The sequence below is a fragment of the Catenibacterium sp. GCM10023432 genome (genome assembly GCF_042651925.1).
Taxonomy (GTDB): Bacteria; Bacillota_I; Bacilli_A; order Erysipelotrichales; family Coprobacillaceae; genus Catenibacterium; species Catenibacterium mitsuoka.
On sequence record NZ_JBHSEB010000075.1, the window covers coordinates 71,163 to 88,238 of the forward strand.

Annotated in this window: 18 protein-coding genes; 17 read left to right on the forward strand and 1 reads right to left on the reverse strand. The window is 40.4% G+C overall.

Going from position 1 to position 17,076, the window contains the following annotated elements; all coding sequences use genetic code 11:
- Positions 1–57 precede the first annotated feature (57 nt).
- The 13 genes from ACFOZZ_RS09960 (at position 58) to ACFOZZ_RS10020 (ending at position 10,229) form a co-directional block, all read left to right on the forward strand.
- Entirely contained in the window at positions 58–252 is a 195-nt protein-coding gene (locus ACFOZZ_RS09960) for a hypothetical protein (RefSeq protein ID WP_234756808.1), read from the forward strand.
- Entirely contained in the window at positions 249–605 is a 357-nt protein-coding gene (locus ACFOZZ_RS09965; RefSeq protein WP_234756810.1) for an rRNA biogenesis protein rrp5, read from the forward strand. Before ACFOZZ_RS09960 ends, ACFOZZ_RS09965 begins: the two co-directional genes overlap by 4 nt.
- Positions 598–1,728 (forward strand): DUF2800 domain-containing protein, encoded by a 1,131-nt coding sequence (locus ACFOZZ_RS09970; protein WP_376815164.1) that lies wholly within the window; start codon positions 598–600, stop codon positions 1,726–1,728. Before ACFOZZ_RS09965 ends, ACFOZZ_RS09970 begins: the two co-directional genes overlap by 8 nt.
- Before the next feature lie 5 nt (positions 1,729–1,733).
- A complete protein-coding gene (locus ACFOZZ_RS09975) occupies positions 1,734–2,282 on the forward strand; it encodes a DUF2815 family protein (RefSeq protein ID WP_234756814.1) in 549 nt (182 codons plus the stop codon).
- A gap of 81 nt (positions 2,283–2,363) precedes the next feature.
- Positions 2,364–2,543 carry a hypothetical protein gene (locus ACFOZZ_RS09980; protein ID WP_117445744.1) on the forward strand — a complete coding sequence of 60 codons (180 nt, stop codon included), beginning with the start codon at positions 2,364–2,366 and terminating at the stop codon, positions 2,541–2,543.
- Between the two features lie 63 nt (positions 2,544–2,606).
- Positions 2,607–4,559 carry a DNA polymerase gene (locus ACFOZZ_RS09985; protein WP_369067346.1) on the forward strand — a complete coding sequence of 651 codons (1,953 nt, stop codon included), beginning with the start codon at positions 2,607–2,609 and terminating at the stop codon, positions 4,557–4,559.
- 55 nt (positions 4,560–4,614) lie between these two features.
- On the forward strand, positions 4,615–4,833 hold the full coding sequence (locus ACFOZZ_RS09990; protein ID WP_022059219.1) for an SHOCT domain-containing protein: 219 nt from the start codon (positions 4,615–4,617) through the stop codon (positions 4,831–4,833).
- A gap of 61 nt (positions 4,834–4,894) precedes the next feature.
- Positions 4,895–6,457, forward strand: a complete 1,563-nt coding sequence (locus ACFOZZ_RS09995) for a recombinase family protein (protein WP_376815166.1) — start codon at positions 4,895–4,897, stop codon at positions 6,455–6,457.
- Between the two features lies 1 nt (position 6,458).
- A complete protein-coding gene (locus ACFOZZ_RS10000; protein ID WP_234756820.1) occupies positions 6,459–6,872 on the forward strand; it encodes a recombinase family protein in 414 nt (137 codons plus the stop codon).
- Positions 6,873–6,875: 3 nt separating this feature from the next.
- Complete coding sequence (locus tag ACFOZZ_RS10005) at positions 6,876–8,450, forward strand: recombinase family protein (protein WP_234756829.1); 1,575 nt, start codon at positions 6,876–6,878, stop codon at positions 8,448–8,450.
- Between the two features lie 157 nt (positions 8,451–8,607).
- Positions 8,608–8,841: a helix-turn-helix domain-containing protein gene (locus tag ACFOZZ_RS10010; protein ID WP_234756831.1), complete on the forward strand. Its 234-nt coding sequence runs from the start codon at positions 8,608–8,610 to the stop codon at positions 8,839–8,841.
- Positions 8,842–8,853: 12 nt separating this feature from the next.
- Positions 8,854–9,459: a hypothetical protein gene (locus tag ACFOZZ_RS10015; RefSeq protein ID WP_234756833.1), complete on the forward strand. Its 606-nt coding sequence runs from the start codon at positions 8,854–8,856 to the stop codon at positions 9,457–9,459.
- A 14-nt stretch (positions 9,460–9,473) separates the two neighbouring features.
- On the forward strand, positions 9,474–10,229 hold the full coding sequence (locus ACFOZZ_RS10020) for a hypothetical protein (RefSeq protein WP_376815167.1): 756 nt from the start codon (positions 9,474–9,476) through the stop codon (positions 10,227–10,229).
- A gap of 51 nt (positions 10,230–10,280) precedes the next feature.
- Here the strand turns inward: ACFOZZ_RS10020 and ACFOZZ_RS10025 are convergent, their stop codons facing one another.
- Positions 10,281–11,552: a transposase gene (locus ACFOZZ_RS10025; RefSeq protein WP_376815168.1), complete on the reverse strand. Its 1,272-nt coding sequence runs from the start codon at positions 11,550–11,552 to the stop codon at positions 10,281–10,283.
- 272 nt (positions 11,553–11,824) lie between these two features.
- Here ACFOZZ_RS10025 and ACFOZZ_RS10030 point away from each other — a divergent pair, with 272 nt between their 5' ends.
- From ACFOZZ_RS10030 to ACFOZZ_RS10045, 4 genes are all read left to right on the forward strand, one after another.
- The gene (locus ACFOZZ_RS10030; RefSeq protein WP_234756848.1) at positions 11,825–12,790 is read left to right on the forward strand and encodes a small ribosomal subunit Rsm22 family protein; all 966 of its coding nucleotides are present in this window, start codon (positions 11,825–11,827) and stop codon (positions 12,788–12,790) included.
- Between the two features lie 13 nt (positions 12,791–12,803).
- Positions 12,804–13,340 carry a hypothetical protein gene (locus ACFOZZ_RS10035; protein WP_234756850.1) on the forward strand — a complete coding sequence of 179 codons (537 nt, stop codon included), beginning with the start codon at positions 12,804–12,806 and terminating at the stop codon, positions 13,338–13,340.
- A 28-nt stretch (positions 13,341–13,368) separates the two neighbouring features.
- Positions 13,369–14,898: a hypothetical protein gene (locus ACFOZZ_RS10040; protein WP_346793693.1), complete on the forward strand. Its 1,530-nt coding sequence runs from the start codon at positions 13,369–13,371 to the stop codon at positions 14,896–14,898.
- A 478-nt stretch (positions 14,899–15,376) separates the two neighbouring features.
- Positions 15,377–16,837, forward strand: a complete 1,461-nt coding sequence (locus tag ACFOZZ_RS10045; RefSeq protein ID WP_376815169.1) for an Lsa family ABC-F type ribosomal protection protein — start codon at positions 15,377–15,379, stop codon at positions 16,835–16,837.
- Positions 16,838–17,076 lie beyond the last annotated feature (239 nt).

The window sequence follows — 17,076 nt, forward strand, 5'->3', positions numbered from 1 at the left end:
TCTTCCCAAGGCTAACAGTTAGAGAGAAACAAATCTCTCGGAAACGGAGGTGCAGCGATGAAACATAATCTTCACATTAGTGTTTCAGACAAGCCACAACGAAACGGCATGGTCTCTTGTAAAAGCATCAGCATGAGAGAACGATTCCTGCGTATGCTCTTTGGCAGAAAGCAGAAGATCATGATTCTTGTTCCTGGTGATGCAATCGAGGAACTTGCCATCACAAAAATTACGGAAGGAGGTAGACCATGAACAAAGTAACAGAATTACTTGACGCTGTTGGTGGTGTCATCACTTGTGTTCGTAACCTGGCAGATAGTCTTCAGGTGGTAGCAGATGTTCTTGCGGATATGAAATCTGTAGAAGTAACTGAATCACAGCCTGTAGAACAGATTCCTGAAAAGACTTCAAAGCCTAAGAAGGAAAAAGCCAAGGTTTACAAACTTGAAGATGTTAGAGGAGTTCTTGCAGAGAAGAGCCAGAACGGACTCACATCAGAAGTTAAGGGTCTGATTGCAAAGTTCGGAGGCAGCAAGTTATCCGACATCGACCCTAGCAACTATGAAGCAATCATCAAAGAGGCGGAGGTGCTTGGAAATGAGTAAACACGCATTCCTCTCACCTTCAAGTTCTCACAGATGGCTCAACTGTACACCAAGTGCAAGTCTTGAGTCAGAGTTTGAAAACAAGACAAGCCAGGCAGCAGAAGAAGGAACAGCTGCTCACGCATGGTGCGAACACAAGCTTAAGAAGGCGCTCCGCATGAGAAGTAAAAGACCTGTATCATCCTATGACAGTGATGAAATGCAGGAACACACAGATGCATATGTGGACTTCGTCTTGGAACAGCTTGATATTGCAAAACAGAATTGCAAGGATCCATTGGTGCTGATAGAACAACACGTAGACTTTTCTGAATATGTTCCAGATGGTTATGGTACAGCAGACTGCGTGATTGTTTCAGACGATAAGCTTCACATCATTGATTTCAAGTACGGCATGGGAGTTCTGGTAGATGCAACAGACAATCCACAGATGAAATGCTATGCACTCGGTGCCCTTGCCATCTATGACAGCTTATATGACATCAAGGAAGTATCGATGTCCATCTTCCAGCCTCGCAGAGAGAATGTGAGTACCTGGACAATCCCAGTTGATGAACTGAAGACCTGGGCAGAAGAAGTATTAAAGCCAAAGGCTGAAATGGCTATGAATGGCGAGGGCGAATATTGTCCTGGTGAATGGTGTACCTTCTGCAGGGCAGCAGTCAGATGTAGAGCAAGAGCAGAAGAAAAACTGAAACTAGCACAGGAAGAGTTCAAACTTCCTCCACTTCTTACAGACAGTGAAATCGAAGAGGTATTAACGATTATTCCTGATCTTACAAAGTGGGCAAATGAGATTATGGCTTATGCTACCGAATCGGCAGTAAACCACGGCAAGCAGTGGAACGGATTCAAGGTTGTGGAAGGACGCTCCGTCCGTAAGTACAAGGACGAGATTGAAGTTGCCAAAGCAGCCAAGGAGGCAGGCTATAAGGATATTTACCGAAAGTCGCTCATCACTCTTACAGAGATGCAGAAACTGATGGGTAAGGCAACATTTGAAAAGGTACTGGGTGACCTTATCTACAAACCACCCGGAAAGCCGACTCTTGTACCTAATTCGGATAAGAGAAAGGCAATGAATATATCAGACGCTAAAAACGAATTTAAAATGGAGGATTAACGATTATGGCAAATGTAAGTAAAACAAAGGTTATCACAGGCAAGAACACAAGACTTTCTTATTTCCACGGATGGGACCCGGTATCAATCAATGGCGGTCCTGAAAGATACAGTGTATCAGTTCTTATTCCAAAGGATGATAAGGAAACAGTAAAGGCAATCAATAATGCGGTTGATGCAGCTATTGAGGAAGGCATCGCAAAGTTCGGTGGCAAAAAGCCTAACAAGGCAGCTATCAAGCTTCCTCTTCGTGACGGTGACACAGAGCGTGAGGACGAGGCTTATGCCGGACATTGGTTCATCAATGCCAACAGCAAGACAGCACCACAGATTGTTGATAAGGCCGTAAAGCCTATCCTTGACCGTGATGAAGTGTACAGTGGTTGCTATGCAAGAGTTTCTCTTAACTTCTATGCATTCAATTCCAATGGTAATAAGGGGATTGCCTGTGGTCTTGGTAATATTCAGAAAATCAGAGATGGAGAGTCGCTTGGTGGTCGTAGCTCTGCAACTGATGATTTCAGCATTGAGGAAGATGACGATTTCTTATCTTAATCTGATTAGACCTATTAACTTCCTGCAGGCGGTGTGAAACACCATCGTCTGCGACTATTAAGAATATACGAGGTAAACGATATGAACGAATTATATGAATTAGCAAAGCAGGTTGACGTACTTATCATTTTCTACTTATTAATGGGTGCTGGTATCTACGGCATTGTAAGTACTATCATGAATGGTATATGGCTTATCAAGGATTCCATTAAGAAGCGTAAGAAAAAGAAGAAATCTGCTGAAGAGAAAACTGAAGAATAAAAGTTTGCAGGCGGTGGAGGACAATCCTCTGCCGTCTGTTTTACATTGGAAGGAAGTGAGAATGTGAAATCAATCAGTATAGATATTGAAACTTTTTCAAGTGTGAGTCTGCAAAAATCTGGAGTCTATCGCTATGCAGAAAGCGAGGACTTTGAGATTCTGCTTTTCGGATACTCTGTTGATGGTAGTGAGGTCAAGGTTGTTGACCTGGCAATGGGAGAAACGATACCACAGGATATCATCGATGCACTTACAGATGATTCAGTTATCAAATGGGCTTTCAATGCTCAGTTTGAAAGAATCTGTCTATCCAGGTATTTAAGGGATTTAGGTGTATCTCTAGGGGGATATTGTCTTGATCCTGTGTCATGGCATTGCACTCTTGTTTGGGCGGCAACTCTTGGACTTCCATTATCCCTTGAAGGAGTAGGTGCCGTTCTTGGACTTGAAAAACAGAAACTTTCAGAAGGTAAAAATCTCATCAAATACTTCTGTGTTCCCTGTTCCCCAACCAAGGTAAACGGTGGCAGAACAAGAAATATGCCATATCACGATCTGGAGAAGTGGACGCAGTTTAAGGCATACAACCTTCGAGATGTTGAAACAGAAATGGGTATCCAGCAGAAACTATCCCGTTTTCCGGTAAGCGAAAGCATCTGGGACGAGTATCATTTAGACCAGGAAATCAATGACCGAGGAATCGGTGTTGATATGGCTTTTGTTAAGAATGCGATAGAATTTGATGAAAAGAGCAAGACGGCACTCACAAAACAGATGCAGGAACTTACGGGTCTTGAAAATCCGAATTCTGTACAGCAGATGAAGAACTGGCTTTCAGAGAATGGACTTGAAACAGATAGCCTTGGCAAGAAGGCGGTGGCAGAGATGATGAAAGATGCTCCTAAACATCTTGTTGATGTCTTATCTCTTCGTCAGCAGCTTGCAAAAAGCAGTGTTAAGAAATATACGGCTATGGAAAATGCCGTGTGCGAAGATAACAGAGTAAGAGGAATGTTTCAGTTTTACGGTGCCAACAGAACGGGTAGGTTTGCCGGAAGACTGGTGCAGCTACAAAACCTCCCTCAGAACCATATGACAGACCTTGCCGAAGCTAGAGGGTTAGTTCGTACAGGCAACTTTGATGCACTTGAACTTTTATATGATGATATCCCGGATACCTTGTCACAGCTTATCCGTACAGCCTTTGTGCCACAGGGAGATAACAAATTCATCGTTGCTGACTTTTCTGCCATTGAAGCGAGAGTCCTTGCGTGGCTTGCTGGCGAGAAATGGCGAATCAAGGTATTTGAAGAAGGCAGGGATATCTATTGCAGCAGTGCATCACAGATGTTTGGCGTTCCTGTTGAAAAGCATGGTGTTAACGGTCATTTAAGACAGAAGGGCAAGATTGCTGAATTAGCACTTGGCTATGGCGGATCTGTTGGAGCATTAAAAGCTATGGGTGCTATTGAAATGGGTCTTGCCGAAGAGGAACTCCAGCCACTTGTCTATGCGTGGAGAAATTCAAATCCTGCCATCACAATGCTGTGGTGGGATATTGATAGCTGCGTGAAGGAAACAGTGAAGAAAAGAATCACAACAGAAACTCACGGCATACGATTTATGTATGAGAGTGGATTTCTTTTTATCGTTCTTCCTTCCGGCAGAAGACTTGCATATGTAAAACCCAAGATGGGTGTGAATCAGTTCGGTGGTGAGTCTGTTACCTATGAGGGTGTTGGTGGTACAAAGAAATGGGAAAGGCTTGAAAGCTATGGTCCCAAGTTCTGTGAAAACATCACACAGGCAATTGCCAGGGATATTCTCATGTATGCAATGCAGACTTTAAGAAACTGTAATATCGTTGCTCATGTGCATGATGAAGTCATCATCGAGTGCAGAAAGGATATGTCCCTTGATGCTGTGTGTGAGCAGATGGGAAGAACTCCACACTGGGCGGAGGGTCTGCTTCTTCGTGCTGACGGCTATGAATGCCAGTTTTATAAAAAAGATTAATGAAAACGTCCTTTTCAGCCTCCTGCCAAGGCTACATGGTAGGAGGTGCTTTTTTATGCAGATTACAAAATTAGAAGACGGTGCAGCAGCACCAAAGCCTGACACAAAGGTGTTTACACAGGAAGAATTGCAGAAGGAATTTGACTTCATTCTCGCTGAAAGGATAGTTCGTAAGATGGCAGAAAAGGGTCTTATTTCTGATGATGAATTACACAAAATATCGGAGAAAAATCGACTTATTTTCTCTCCGTACCTATGCGAGATTTATCAGTAATTGACTTGATATATATGCGTTTCTACGGGAATATGTCATACGATAAAGCGAGGTGATATAAGTGAAGAATGTAACGAAAATCAATCAGGTTGATTTCTCCATTTTTAAGAAGACAAGGGTGGCTGCATACTGCAGAGTTTCAACTGATAGTGATGAACAGGAACTCAGCCTTGATACACAGAAAAATCATTATGAGAGTTACATCAAAGCAAACAGTGAATGGGAATACGCAGGTATTTATTATGATGACGGTGTCAGTGGTACTAAGACTGCAAAGAGAGATGGGCTGTTAAGACTTATGGAAGACTGTGAAAAAGGTCTTATCGATCTTGTTATCACAAAATCCATCAGCAGATTCAGCAGAAACACTACCGATTGCCTGGCACTTGTAAGAAAGCTTCTGAATTATGAAGTCTATGTTATTTTTGAAAAGGAAAATATAAACACAGGCTCTATGGAAAGCGAGTTAATGCTTGCTATATTGGCCAGCATGGCAGAAAGCGAGTCACGTTCCATTTCAGAGAATGAAAAGTGGAGCATCAAGAAAAAGTTCCAGAACGGTACTTATGTGATTTCCTACCCGCCTTATGGCTATGCCAATGTTGATGGTGAGATGGTGATTATTCCTGAACAGGCAGAAGTTGTAAAAGAGATTTTTGCAGGATGCCTTGTCGGAAAGAGTACCAACATCATTGCAAAGGAACTGAATGAAAAAGGTGTTCCTACCAAGAAAGGGGCTAAGTGGACAGGTGGTACGATTAACGGCATTCTTACAAATGAGAAGTACATAGGAGATGCCCTTTTTCAGAAGACCATCACAGATGCGTCCTTCAAGAGAAAAAGAAACTATGGCGAAGAAGAACAGTATTATTGTGAAAACCATCACGAACCTATCATTGACAAGGATACCTTTGAAAAGGCGAAAGAATCCATAAGACAGAGAGGACTTGAAAAAGGCAACTGCAGTGAGGATACATCAAAGTATCAGAACAGATATGCCATGTCAGGCAAAATTAAGTGTGGCGAGTGCGGGAGATCATTTAAGAGAAGATACCACTACACTTCACACGGCAAAAGCTACAATGCCTGGTGCTGTGGCGGTCACTTGGAAGATTCGAAATCCTGTTCAATGAAATTTATTCGTGATGATGATTTAAAGAGAGCCTTCCTTACCATGATGAACAAGCTGGTATTTGGAAACGACATGGTCTTGAAACCGCTCCTTATTTCCATTACAACAAATTATTCTAAAAAGAACGCAAACAGTGTGGAAGATATCGAAAAGGAAATGAAGAGCAATGAAGAACAGAGAAAGCAGTTGAGTACGCTGATGACCAATGGGTATCTCGAAAGACCTGTATTTGCCGAGGCTCATAATAAACTGACTATGGAATATGATCATCTGGTAGCCAAAAGAGATTTATTATTCAGAATGGATGATGCCGGATATACCATGGAGCAGGCTTTAAAAGAATTAGTCGATTTCCTTAACGATGCAAAACCTTTTACTGAATGGGAAGAATCCCTATTTGAAAGATTTATAGAAAAGGTAAAAGTGCTGTCAAGGGATAAAGTTGAATTTGAATTTAAGTGCGGCTTAAAGCTAAAAGAAAGGATTGATTGAAATGGCACACATACCAGTAGGGTACAAAATAGTTGACGGTTGTGCTGTAGTTGATGAAACGGCTGCAGAACAAATAAGGGCAACCTACAGATACTATTTTGAAGGCAAGTCACTTATTAATGCAGCTAAAGAAGCAGGTTTTAGGATGAACCATGCCTCAGTAAAGAGAATGCTTTCTAACAAGAAGTATCTGGGAACAGACTATTACCCACAGATAATTGACGAAGAAACACAGACAAGATTTCTGGAGGAACTGACACGAAGGGCAGGAAACCTTGGAAGGCTCAACAGAAGATGCAAGGAACACAATAAGACAGTTCCTACAGCATTTCATTTCAAGCCAGCCGATTTAACATTTCCTGATCCATTTGAGCAGGCAGAATATATTTATAGTTTGATAGAAAGCGAGGAATAACGCATGGCAGGAGCAAAGAACATAACAGTTATTCCGGCAAAAAAACGTGTAGGTAATACAGTAACCGCAGAAGATAAGCCAAAGCTAAAAGTCGCAGCATACTGTAGAGTAAGTACTGACAGCGAAGAACAGGCTACAAGCTACGATGCACAGGTTGAGCATTACACAGAATTCATTAGAAAGAATCCTGAATGGGAATTTGCCGGGATCTATGCTGATGACGGTATCAGCGGAACAAACACCAAAAAGCGAGAAGAGTTCAATCGAATGATTGAAGATACGATGGCAGGCAAGATTGATATGATTATTACAAAGTCAATCAGCCGATTTGCAAGAAATACTCTGGACTGCCTTAAGTACATCAGACAGCTGAAGGAAAAGAACGTGCCAGTATTCTTCGAAAAGGAAAACATCAATACGATGGATTCCAAGGGCGAGGTGCTGCTTACCATTATGGCCTCCCTTGCACAGCAGGAATCGGAGTCGCTATCAAAGAATGTTAAGATGGGTATTCAGTTCAGATATCAGAATGGCGAGGTTCAGGTTAATCATAACTGGTTCCTGGGATACACCAAAGATGAGAACGGACACCTTATCATTGATGAAGATCAGGCTGTGGTAGTAAGAAGAATATTTCGAGAGTATCTGCAGGGAGCAAGCCTTAAGACGATTGCAGACGGACTTATGGCAGACGGCATACCTACAGCAACCGGGAACATGAAATGGCGTGGGGACGGCATCAGAAAGATACTTACAAACGAGAAGTACATGGGTGATGCCCTTTTGCAGAAGACCTATACGGTTGATGTTCTTACTAAGAAACGAGTATCCAATAACGGCATTGTTCCACAGTACTATGTTGAGAATAACCACGAAGCAATCATTCCAAGACAGCTGTTCATGCAGGTCCAGGAAGAACTGCAAAGAAGGGCTCATTTAAGAACAGAAAACGGGAAGACGAAAAGAGTCTACAGCAGCAAATATGCATTATCGAGCATCATATACTGTGGTAAATGTGGAGATCTTTTCAGAAGAGTGGCTTGGAAGGCCAGAGGTGCATCATACAACAAATGGAGATGTGCCAGTCGAATTGAGAAGGGTCCGAAAGAAGGCTGTGATGCCGATGCCATCAGTGAAACAGAGATTCAGAACGCAGTGGTGAGAGCCATCAATAAGACCCTTGGTGGACGAGAGCAGTTCTTGGTACAGTTGCAGCATAACATTGAAGATGTACTGAACTGTGACTCTGCGGCAACACTTGAATACATCGACAGAAGAATGGCAGAGCTACAGGAAAAGCTGGTGCTTTGCGTAAATAAGAATGCCGAGTACGATGTTATTGCAAATGAGATTGATGCTTTAAGGGAAAAGAAGGCAGCAGTTGTAACCAAGGATGCCGAGCAGGAAATGTTAAAAAAGCGAATCGAAGAGATGCGACAGTTCCTGCAGACACAGTCAAGCCGAGTGACTGAATACGATGAACAAATGGTAAGAAGACTCATTGAAAAGATTACAGTCTTTGATAACAAGCTTATCTTTGAATTCAAATCCGGCATGACTATTGAACTCAAAAGATAATTGAATAGGAACTATTACATCAACACCTTGCAGAAATGCAGGGTGCTTTTTTAGTTCATAGAAAATTTACAGAGTGAAACCATGTCTGGATTGAATTTATCAACCAAATGGTTTATAATGTGGTAAGTGAGGTGCGTTTTAGACATGGAGGATAACGATGAAAACATCCGATATGATTAAAGAATTATGTAATAAAAAGAATATAAGCATAGCTGAACTTGCTAGACGGATAGGTCAGACTCCACAGAACTTTGGTAAGAAACTGAAACGAGATACAGTTACTCTTGAGGAGTTGAAACAGATAGCTGATGTAATGGAAGTTACATTTGAGCAATCCTTTATTCTGCCTGACGGTGAGCAGATTAAAACAAGTAACGGAAATAATGTTTAGGAGGAGATTTTAATGGAATATACACCAGTAGAGAAGGATGTTCTCTCATTAATGCAAAGAACAGATTTCAAAAATCTTTCAAAAAACGATGTGATAAGTTTTGCATCAAAATTAGGAGAATTACGCCCGGAAGTTGCAAAAGAGGTTTTAGCACAATTCCCAGAGTTTGTAGGATTGATGAAGTCAACCTTAACTGAATATAAGGGAATGCTTGATTCGATTGTTGAGAGCGATGACGATAGTATCAAGGAATATTATGCCGTTGCAAATAAAGAAATGGATAGTGCTGCAGATAGCAGAAAACAGTTTTATGACTTTGTTAAGCAGGTGCAAGCCGATTGTAGCAAACTGTTAGACAATCCAAATCTTTCACCAGAGATGATTATGGAAATACTCAATAGAGAATCTGAGCTAGTTAAGATGGCTAACGAGAAAGATAGTGAGATTAGAGAACAGGAAAAGGAAATCGAGGATAAGGTAAATAAAAAAGATACCGAAAAAAGAGAATTCAACTGGAAACTTGTGGGTGGGATCAGTATGGCTGTTTTAACCGTAGCAGGAATCAGTGCAAGTGTTCTTGGAGGTAAATTTGATTTTAAGTTACCAAAGAAAAGCTGATTGGTGGTGACTATATGGACTTGTTTTTAAATGATATTCTTCATTTGTCACAGGAAGAAATAAACAATAGCAAAATAGAATTTAATATGCAAGCTGGTAGTGGTGGCCAACCATTTCTTGATAGATGGCTAAAACACACAGAAGAAGAAAAAGCAACTGGTACTTGTAAGGACTGCTCTTATTGGGGTTGGTATGGAAAGCAGAGAAACTTCTATCCTGGACAATGGGTTTTTAGTTTCGCAAGAATGCCGGAAGATGAATGGCTGTTGATTTCCGCAGCAGAGATTGTGGATGTTCCCGCTGATGAGTGGGCAACGGTAAATGTGTTGGAGAGATTTGTGCCGTTGTTTGGAAGACTGATTATTAAATGCAAGAAAGGTAACACTTTTTCAAGGTATGTATTCAACCTCAGTAAGTATCTTGAACAGGCGAGTGTAAAAGAAATATTGTCGTGCCTATACAGTGGCGAAAACTTTGAAGGCTATGACAGGGTGCATCTTCCTTATCATCGTTTGGCTGATATTTTCAACGGAAGAATACTGCCTACATATTATGAAGCATTGAAGAAAATAACGGGGGTTTACTGCCTGACAGACACTCACACTGGAAAACTATATATAGGTTCTGCCACAGGTGAAGAAGGTGTTGCTCAAAGATGGGGTAACTACCTTGATTCCAAACATGGTGGAAACAAGAAATTGATTGCTTTGTATGAACAAAAGGGTTCCGAGTATTTTGAAAAGTATTTTACTAAGACTTCCCATACCTAAAATGGGCTTCGCACCTTGAAAATTCAATACTTCAGCTAACAAAATAGCGATTTATGCCACCACAGCCTCTGGATGGAGTGCATTACGCAGATATTTCGGTAGTCTTGCTTCGAAATCAGCAGTAAAAGCTGTCAATTGCTCATCGCTGAGCTTTAAGATTTCCTGAAAGCTTGCCATTAAGGCATCCATCAGGATGCCAAGTGATCTGCTAAAAGTAATGTCTGCCATTTCATCAACAAGGAAGAAGAACAACTCGCCAAGAGTTCTCTGATCTTCATTTTGACGCTGCTCCATTGCAAGTAACATATATCTGGTAAATACAATGGCCACGTGGGCCGTCAGTGCATCATAGGATAAACTATGGCATTCTCCAATCAGATTCAGCATAGATTTGCAGGTTTTGAAGAAAACCTCAATCTGCCAGCGCTTTCCATAAATACGGATAATCTCTTCTTCGGAAAGGGTCGTATCTGTACAGATAAAAGCAAGCCAGTCCTTGCGATTCGCTTTGTTCCTTACGCAAACGATTTTCGCTGGAATAGGATTCTCCTTTCCTACCATAACGTCAACAGAAAGCAGATACTTTGATCTGCCACGGCGTTTTTTGTTCCGGGAATAGATCTCTTTGATATTCAACTGCTCACCACAGTATGAATATTTGATACGGCTGCTTTTCTTAATCATAGCAATCACATCCATATCTTTTGAATGGATGGCTGTGATCTGTGCCGGGTTGGAAAACCAGGAATCAAAAAGGACATAATCAGCTTTCAGTCCTGCACTGATGGCAGTATCCAACAGGGTCATCATTGCTTCTGGCGCTTTTGTCTGAGCAAGCTTGCGTCTTTTCCCTGCAATGGTTCTGTTATCAAAGTCCTTTACTGGACCGATGATATTTGTATCTTTTGCAGATGCTAACAGGCAGCTGTTTACCGGAATCAGTGTATTTCCATCACTCCAGCTTAAGGTAAGCATCCGAAAACCTTTTTTGAAATGCATATCGGTGTGGTCGAAAACCTTTGATGCCAGTTCTGTTTTCTTGCAGCTGGTACGATTAAAAAGGCTGTCATCAATGATGAAAACATTTTTCCTGTTATCATCCGTTAGATCTTTGAGATCATTATTTACGATATCAGCAGCAAGAAGAGAAGTAAAACGGAGCCAGTTTGTTTTTACCGAATTAAGGAAACGATAAAAAGTGTTCTTTGAAAAATCTTCCTTAAAAGAGCCAGTCCGTTGCTGCATATACATACTCCTTCCGACAAAAATGTTGCTGAGTTTGTAACGAAGCAGAGAAACAGGTGAAACACCTTTTTCTTTCATCCCATTACATCTGGCAAGAAGATTGCCAACATGATGTTTGGAAAAAAATCTCTGAACACAGTCAATTAAGTCGTTCTCATCGAAATGGTTTTGTGGTATACTGGACATGGCATAAATCTCCTTTGTAAAAATGGTTTCTAGTCAATTCCATTATACCAAACGGAACAGGTTTATGCCTTTTTTATTGGCTGAAATATTGAATTTTCAAGGTTCAACACACCGTATCGGTGTGGGAAGTTTTAGTTATTAAAACATTAACAAAGGAGAATATAATGGATTTACCTATTGCGCTTAAAACTGCATCAGAAAAATTAGTTGTTGGATATAAACAAGCACAGTTAAAAAAAATAGCTCAAGATTTAAGTGATAGATACAGAAATGAAAGCGGTGCTGGAAAGGTATTGTTGTCTAAAGATATTGAAGCTGCAGTATATGCACTCGTTCGTATGCCAGCAACATATGGTGCTGTTTCAGATGCACTGAGTTATTCTTTAGAATATTTTAACGGAGAAATAAAAACTCTTTTAGATGTTGGTGCGGGAAGTGGAGCTGCCACATGGGCGGCACAGGCTCAATTGCCGTTGGAACGAATCACTTGTATTGAACGAGAAGGTGCTATGAGAAGAGTTGGTGAAGCATTGATGAAAGAAGGCGAGCCTGTTCTCTCTTCAGCTAGATGGATTAGTTCAGACTTGACATCTTCGAAGATAACAACATCTGCGGATATTGTGATTTCATCATATGTTATGAATGAGATGGCGAAAAAGGATCGCCAATTTGTTCTTGATAATCTTTGGGCTGCGACAAATGAGATGCTCTTGATTGTTGAGCCTGGCACGCCAGCTGGTTTTTCAGTTTTAAAAGATACTCGCGACTATCTATTATCAAAAGGTGCACATATAGTAGCACCTTGCCCGCATGAAAATGAATGTCGTTTAGCAGAAGATGATTGGTGTCATTTTACTTGTAGAGTTCAGAGAAGTAAAACACACAAAATGCTGAAAGATGCAGATGTTCCATATGAAGATGAAAAATACTCCTATATGGCATTTGTAAAAAACGAGTGCAATCGTGCAACCGCCAGAATATTACGACATCCATATATTGAAAAAGGACAAATAGGCTTGGAAATCTGTAGCAGAAAAGACAATCGAAGTGTCCAGGTTAAGAAAAAGGATGGAAAATTATTTAAAGTTGCAAGAAAAGCAAAACATGGAGACAGTATTGAGATTGAATAAAAGGTGCAAGAAAATGGATTGGGCGTTTTTTAAAAAGGATTTGCAATATATCTTTTTGAATCAGATAGTAAGTTCAATTCCTTCATGGACTATTAGAAATTTTTTTTATAAATGCAGCGGGATGAAAATTGGACCTAAGGCAAGAATTGGAATAAATACTGTAATAATAAGTCCAAAAGGTATAACAATAGGATGTAGAAGTGTTATCAATGATCATTGTGTACTTGATGGTAGCGGGGGGATTACAATCAAAAATGATGTTTCCATTTCTGCATTTACCAAAATATATTCATGCACACACAAGACAGATTCTGATTTTTTTGAATATATAACGAACCCTATAATTATAAAAAACAATGTATGGATAGCAGCTAATGCTATGATATTAGATGGATCTATTCTGAACGAGTTTTCAGTAATTGGAGCAAACAGTTGTTTTACATTGCTTGAGTATTTTGGTTTATCGTATGATCCGATAAAAATACTGGAACGTGAGCAATACTGGAAAAAATGCTTGGATACCATCAGAAACGGATACAACGATAATTAAGGATTGGAGGTGTACCACAGTGCCAGACATGAAACAGATACATGATTTTGCTGTCAAATGGTGCGATAAATTTCGTGATCAGAACATTAATTACATAGATTTGGTTGACCACTTTATGGCTGATGATTGTGCTGCTCTTGGTTTTGAGATGGACTGTGGCCACGCTTTTTCTGAGAGATATGGACAGGCAGCAAATAACCATGAGGCTCTGAACAGAATCATTGATGATGTCACAGACATCCCCCTGCTTGGATCTGCAATTTATTCTCAATGGAGATATTTCAACCATTGGGCATATGACGCAGCAGAAATATTGGAACCCCAAAACCGAGCGTGGTTTATTCTGGCATTAAGCCGATTGGCACTGCTTTCCGGGGAGAATCCATTTATTTTCCAAGGCACACTGAAAAAGATTCGTATTGTATCAAATAATATCTGTTACGGTCCTATGCCGGATCCTGATGACGAAGTGGAACAACACCTTACCATCAATGACGAAGGTCGCGTTTGGTTTTCTGGATATAACTTTGGTCACAGTGGAGAAAGATACGAAAAAGCACGAAGTAAGAATTTTAAAATTGAAAAAGTTGCTACTGACAGATTACTCTGTGCAATTGCAACTTATTTTGGGAACGAATACGATGAAATTTTTGCTACAGATATTGGCAATTGGGAGATGGAACTAACAAATACCGAGGGAACAGTGTATAAATTCCGTGGTTCGCTTTGTGCTGATTTTGACTATGAGGGCATCGATTTATCTGACCTTGTACGTGATACTGTTGGTATGGATGATTTGTATGTCTTTGATGGAAATTGTAAACCGGATGTGATAAACAGAATCGCATTGGACTATCACAGAGTCACAAAAATTAAACCTAAGGAAGTGCCGGAAGGAGCAACTTGGGAATTTGTTACATGGGATTACACAGAGCATCTAATTATTGACAGAGAAACAGAAACCCTTGAACACATCCAAAATATAGGGTCTGGCTGTAAGGTTTCCCGTAAGTATGAAATTGAAGGAGGAATTGAAAGTCTGCTTGAAAATTTCAATGCAGAGGATTTGTTTTCACACATTGAAGGGAATCCCGACGATGTGATAGATACTCCGAATGAAACAAAGGATTATAAAATTACCATCGATTACAAAAAGAGTCCACAGCGTGTTATCGAAGGCAGCTATGATAAAAATGGTCTGCCGGAGGATTTTGCGGATTTTGCAGAAACGGTATTTGAGTTTATAAGATTTTATGGATTGGGGGAGGTTCTCGATCCATCGGTTTACGGCAAGGCAAAACGCCGCAAATCGGAATACATTTTCTGCAGCGTTACCTTTGATGATGGATACAAGAGTTATTATTATCTGACGGACGATGACAGCATCGAAGTCGGTGATTTTGTGCTTGTTCCGGCTGGAAAGGATAATCATGAGGCTGTTGTAGAGGTAGTGAACATCGAATACTTCAGTGAAGAAAATGTGCCACTGCCTATCGAGAAAACAAAGAGAATCATCCGTAAGTGTACGGATGAGGACTTTGACCCGCCTGTTGAATAGGCGAAACTTTGAATTTTACGGTCAGTAAGGAATGAGTAAAGTTATATGATTGTATTATAAGCGATTTGTTAAATTCTTGTAACCACTTGTATTTGCCTGCGATTTATGGTATAATGTTTTAAAATTTAGAAAGAGGTGGAAAGATGATTAACTTTTCTTGCAAATAAAATCAAAATATGCGGTAGTGCTATACTTTGGCATTATTGTGTCTATTGCAAGAAAGTTATATGTCTATCTTACTCAATATAGTGCTGTTGCCACTTTTGCTTAGTGGTGTTATTATGCTATGACGAGCTGCAAGGATAAACTTTCTTGCGGCTCTTATTTTGTTTTGGAGGTGCTTTATGAATAGTGCAGAACAGATAGTTACACATGATTCACTCCGTATAGTGTCGGTTCCTTTTGGTGAAATCTATACGGAGTAAACATTCACCGAACCGACTTTATATCGTATGACACGCAAAGGAGGATAATATTTATGTCAATGATTAAAATTGAAAACCTTACGTTTTCATATCCGACAAGTTATGATAATGTTTTTGAAAATGTCAGTTTCCAGGTTGATACCGATTGGAAGCTTGGTTTTGTGGGCAGAAACGGACGAGGTAAAACAACCTTTCTGAATCTTCTGCTTGGGAAATATGAGTATAGCGGAAAAATCCTATCATCCGTACAGTTTGATTATTTTCCTTATCCCGTTTCAGATAAGAATCGTATTACAGAGGATATATTGCAGGAGGTTTGCCCACTTGCGGAAGAATGGGAACTTATGCGAGAACTTTCTTATCTTGATGTTGATGTCGATGTGCTTTGGCGACCTTTTGAAACACTTTCCAACGGAGAGCAGACAAAGGTTTTGCTTGCCGCTCTTTTTCTTAATGAAGGGCATTTCCTACTGATTGATGAACCTACCAACCATTTGGATGCCAAAGCGAGAAAAAGTGTGGCGACATATCTGAAAAAGAAAAAGGGATTCATCTTAGTTTCTCACGATCGTCGCTTTCTTGACGATTGTGTTGACCATATTCTATCGATTAACCGAGCGAATATCGAAGTGCAAAGAGGAAACTTTTCATCATGGATGTCAAATTTTGAGCAACAGCAAGAATTTGAACTGGCTCAGAACGAACGTTTGCAAAAGGACATCAGACGATTACAGCAGTCGGCAAAACGCTCTGCAGTATGGTCTGAACGTGTAGAAGCTTCCAAAATTGGGGCAGCAGATAAAGGTTATGTCGGTCATAAAGCCGCCAAAATGATGAAGCGTTCAAAATCTATAGAAGCGAGACAACAACAGACAATCGAACAAAAATCAGCATTGCTGAAAAATGTGGAAACCGCAGAAGCACTCAAGATACAACCGCTTAATTACCATACAGATTTGATTGCATCATTATCGAATGTAGTAGTTTATTATGATGGCATTTCAGTTTGTGAACCCGTTTCGTTTGAAATAAGACAGGGAGAACGCATTGTGCTTGATGGAAAGAACGGCAGTGGCAAAAGTAGCCTGTTAAAGTTGGTAGTCGGGCAGTCCATAGATTATACGGGTACAGTAACACTTGGCTCTGGGCTTGTAATTTCTTATGTGCCACAGGATACATCGTATTTATGTGGAACCCTTTCCGAGTTTGCAGAAGAAAACAACCTTGATGAAAGTTTGTTCAAGGCAATTCTTAGGAAAATGGACTTTGAGCGTGTACAGTTTGAAAAGGATATTAAAGACTTTTCTGGCGGGCAAAAGAAGAAAGTCCTAATTGCGAAAAGCCTTTGTGAAAAGGCACACTTGTATGTATGGGATGAACCGCTCAACTTTATTGATGTGTACTCACGTATGCAGATTGAACAACTCATAACGGAGTTTGCCCCGACCATGCTCCTGGTAGAACATGACAGTGTTTTTCGAGATACTGTGGCAAGTAAAATTGTGAATATCTAAATTAAAATAATTGTATGGGTTAATTCCAGTTTTACAGAGACTCAAATTTCAGTTTTATTGATATATTCCCGTAAACGGCTCAAACACTAAAAAGGCTGTGGACTTGTTCCCTTAAACGGGAAAATAGCAAAGACATTCTGCATATCCAGACGAGCCATGTTGAGACAATAGCACTGCTGTCAAGAGTGAACACTAGCAAGTAAGTAAAACCCTTATAGCACAAGGCTTTTTCGGTTCCT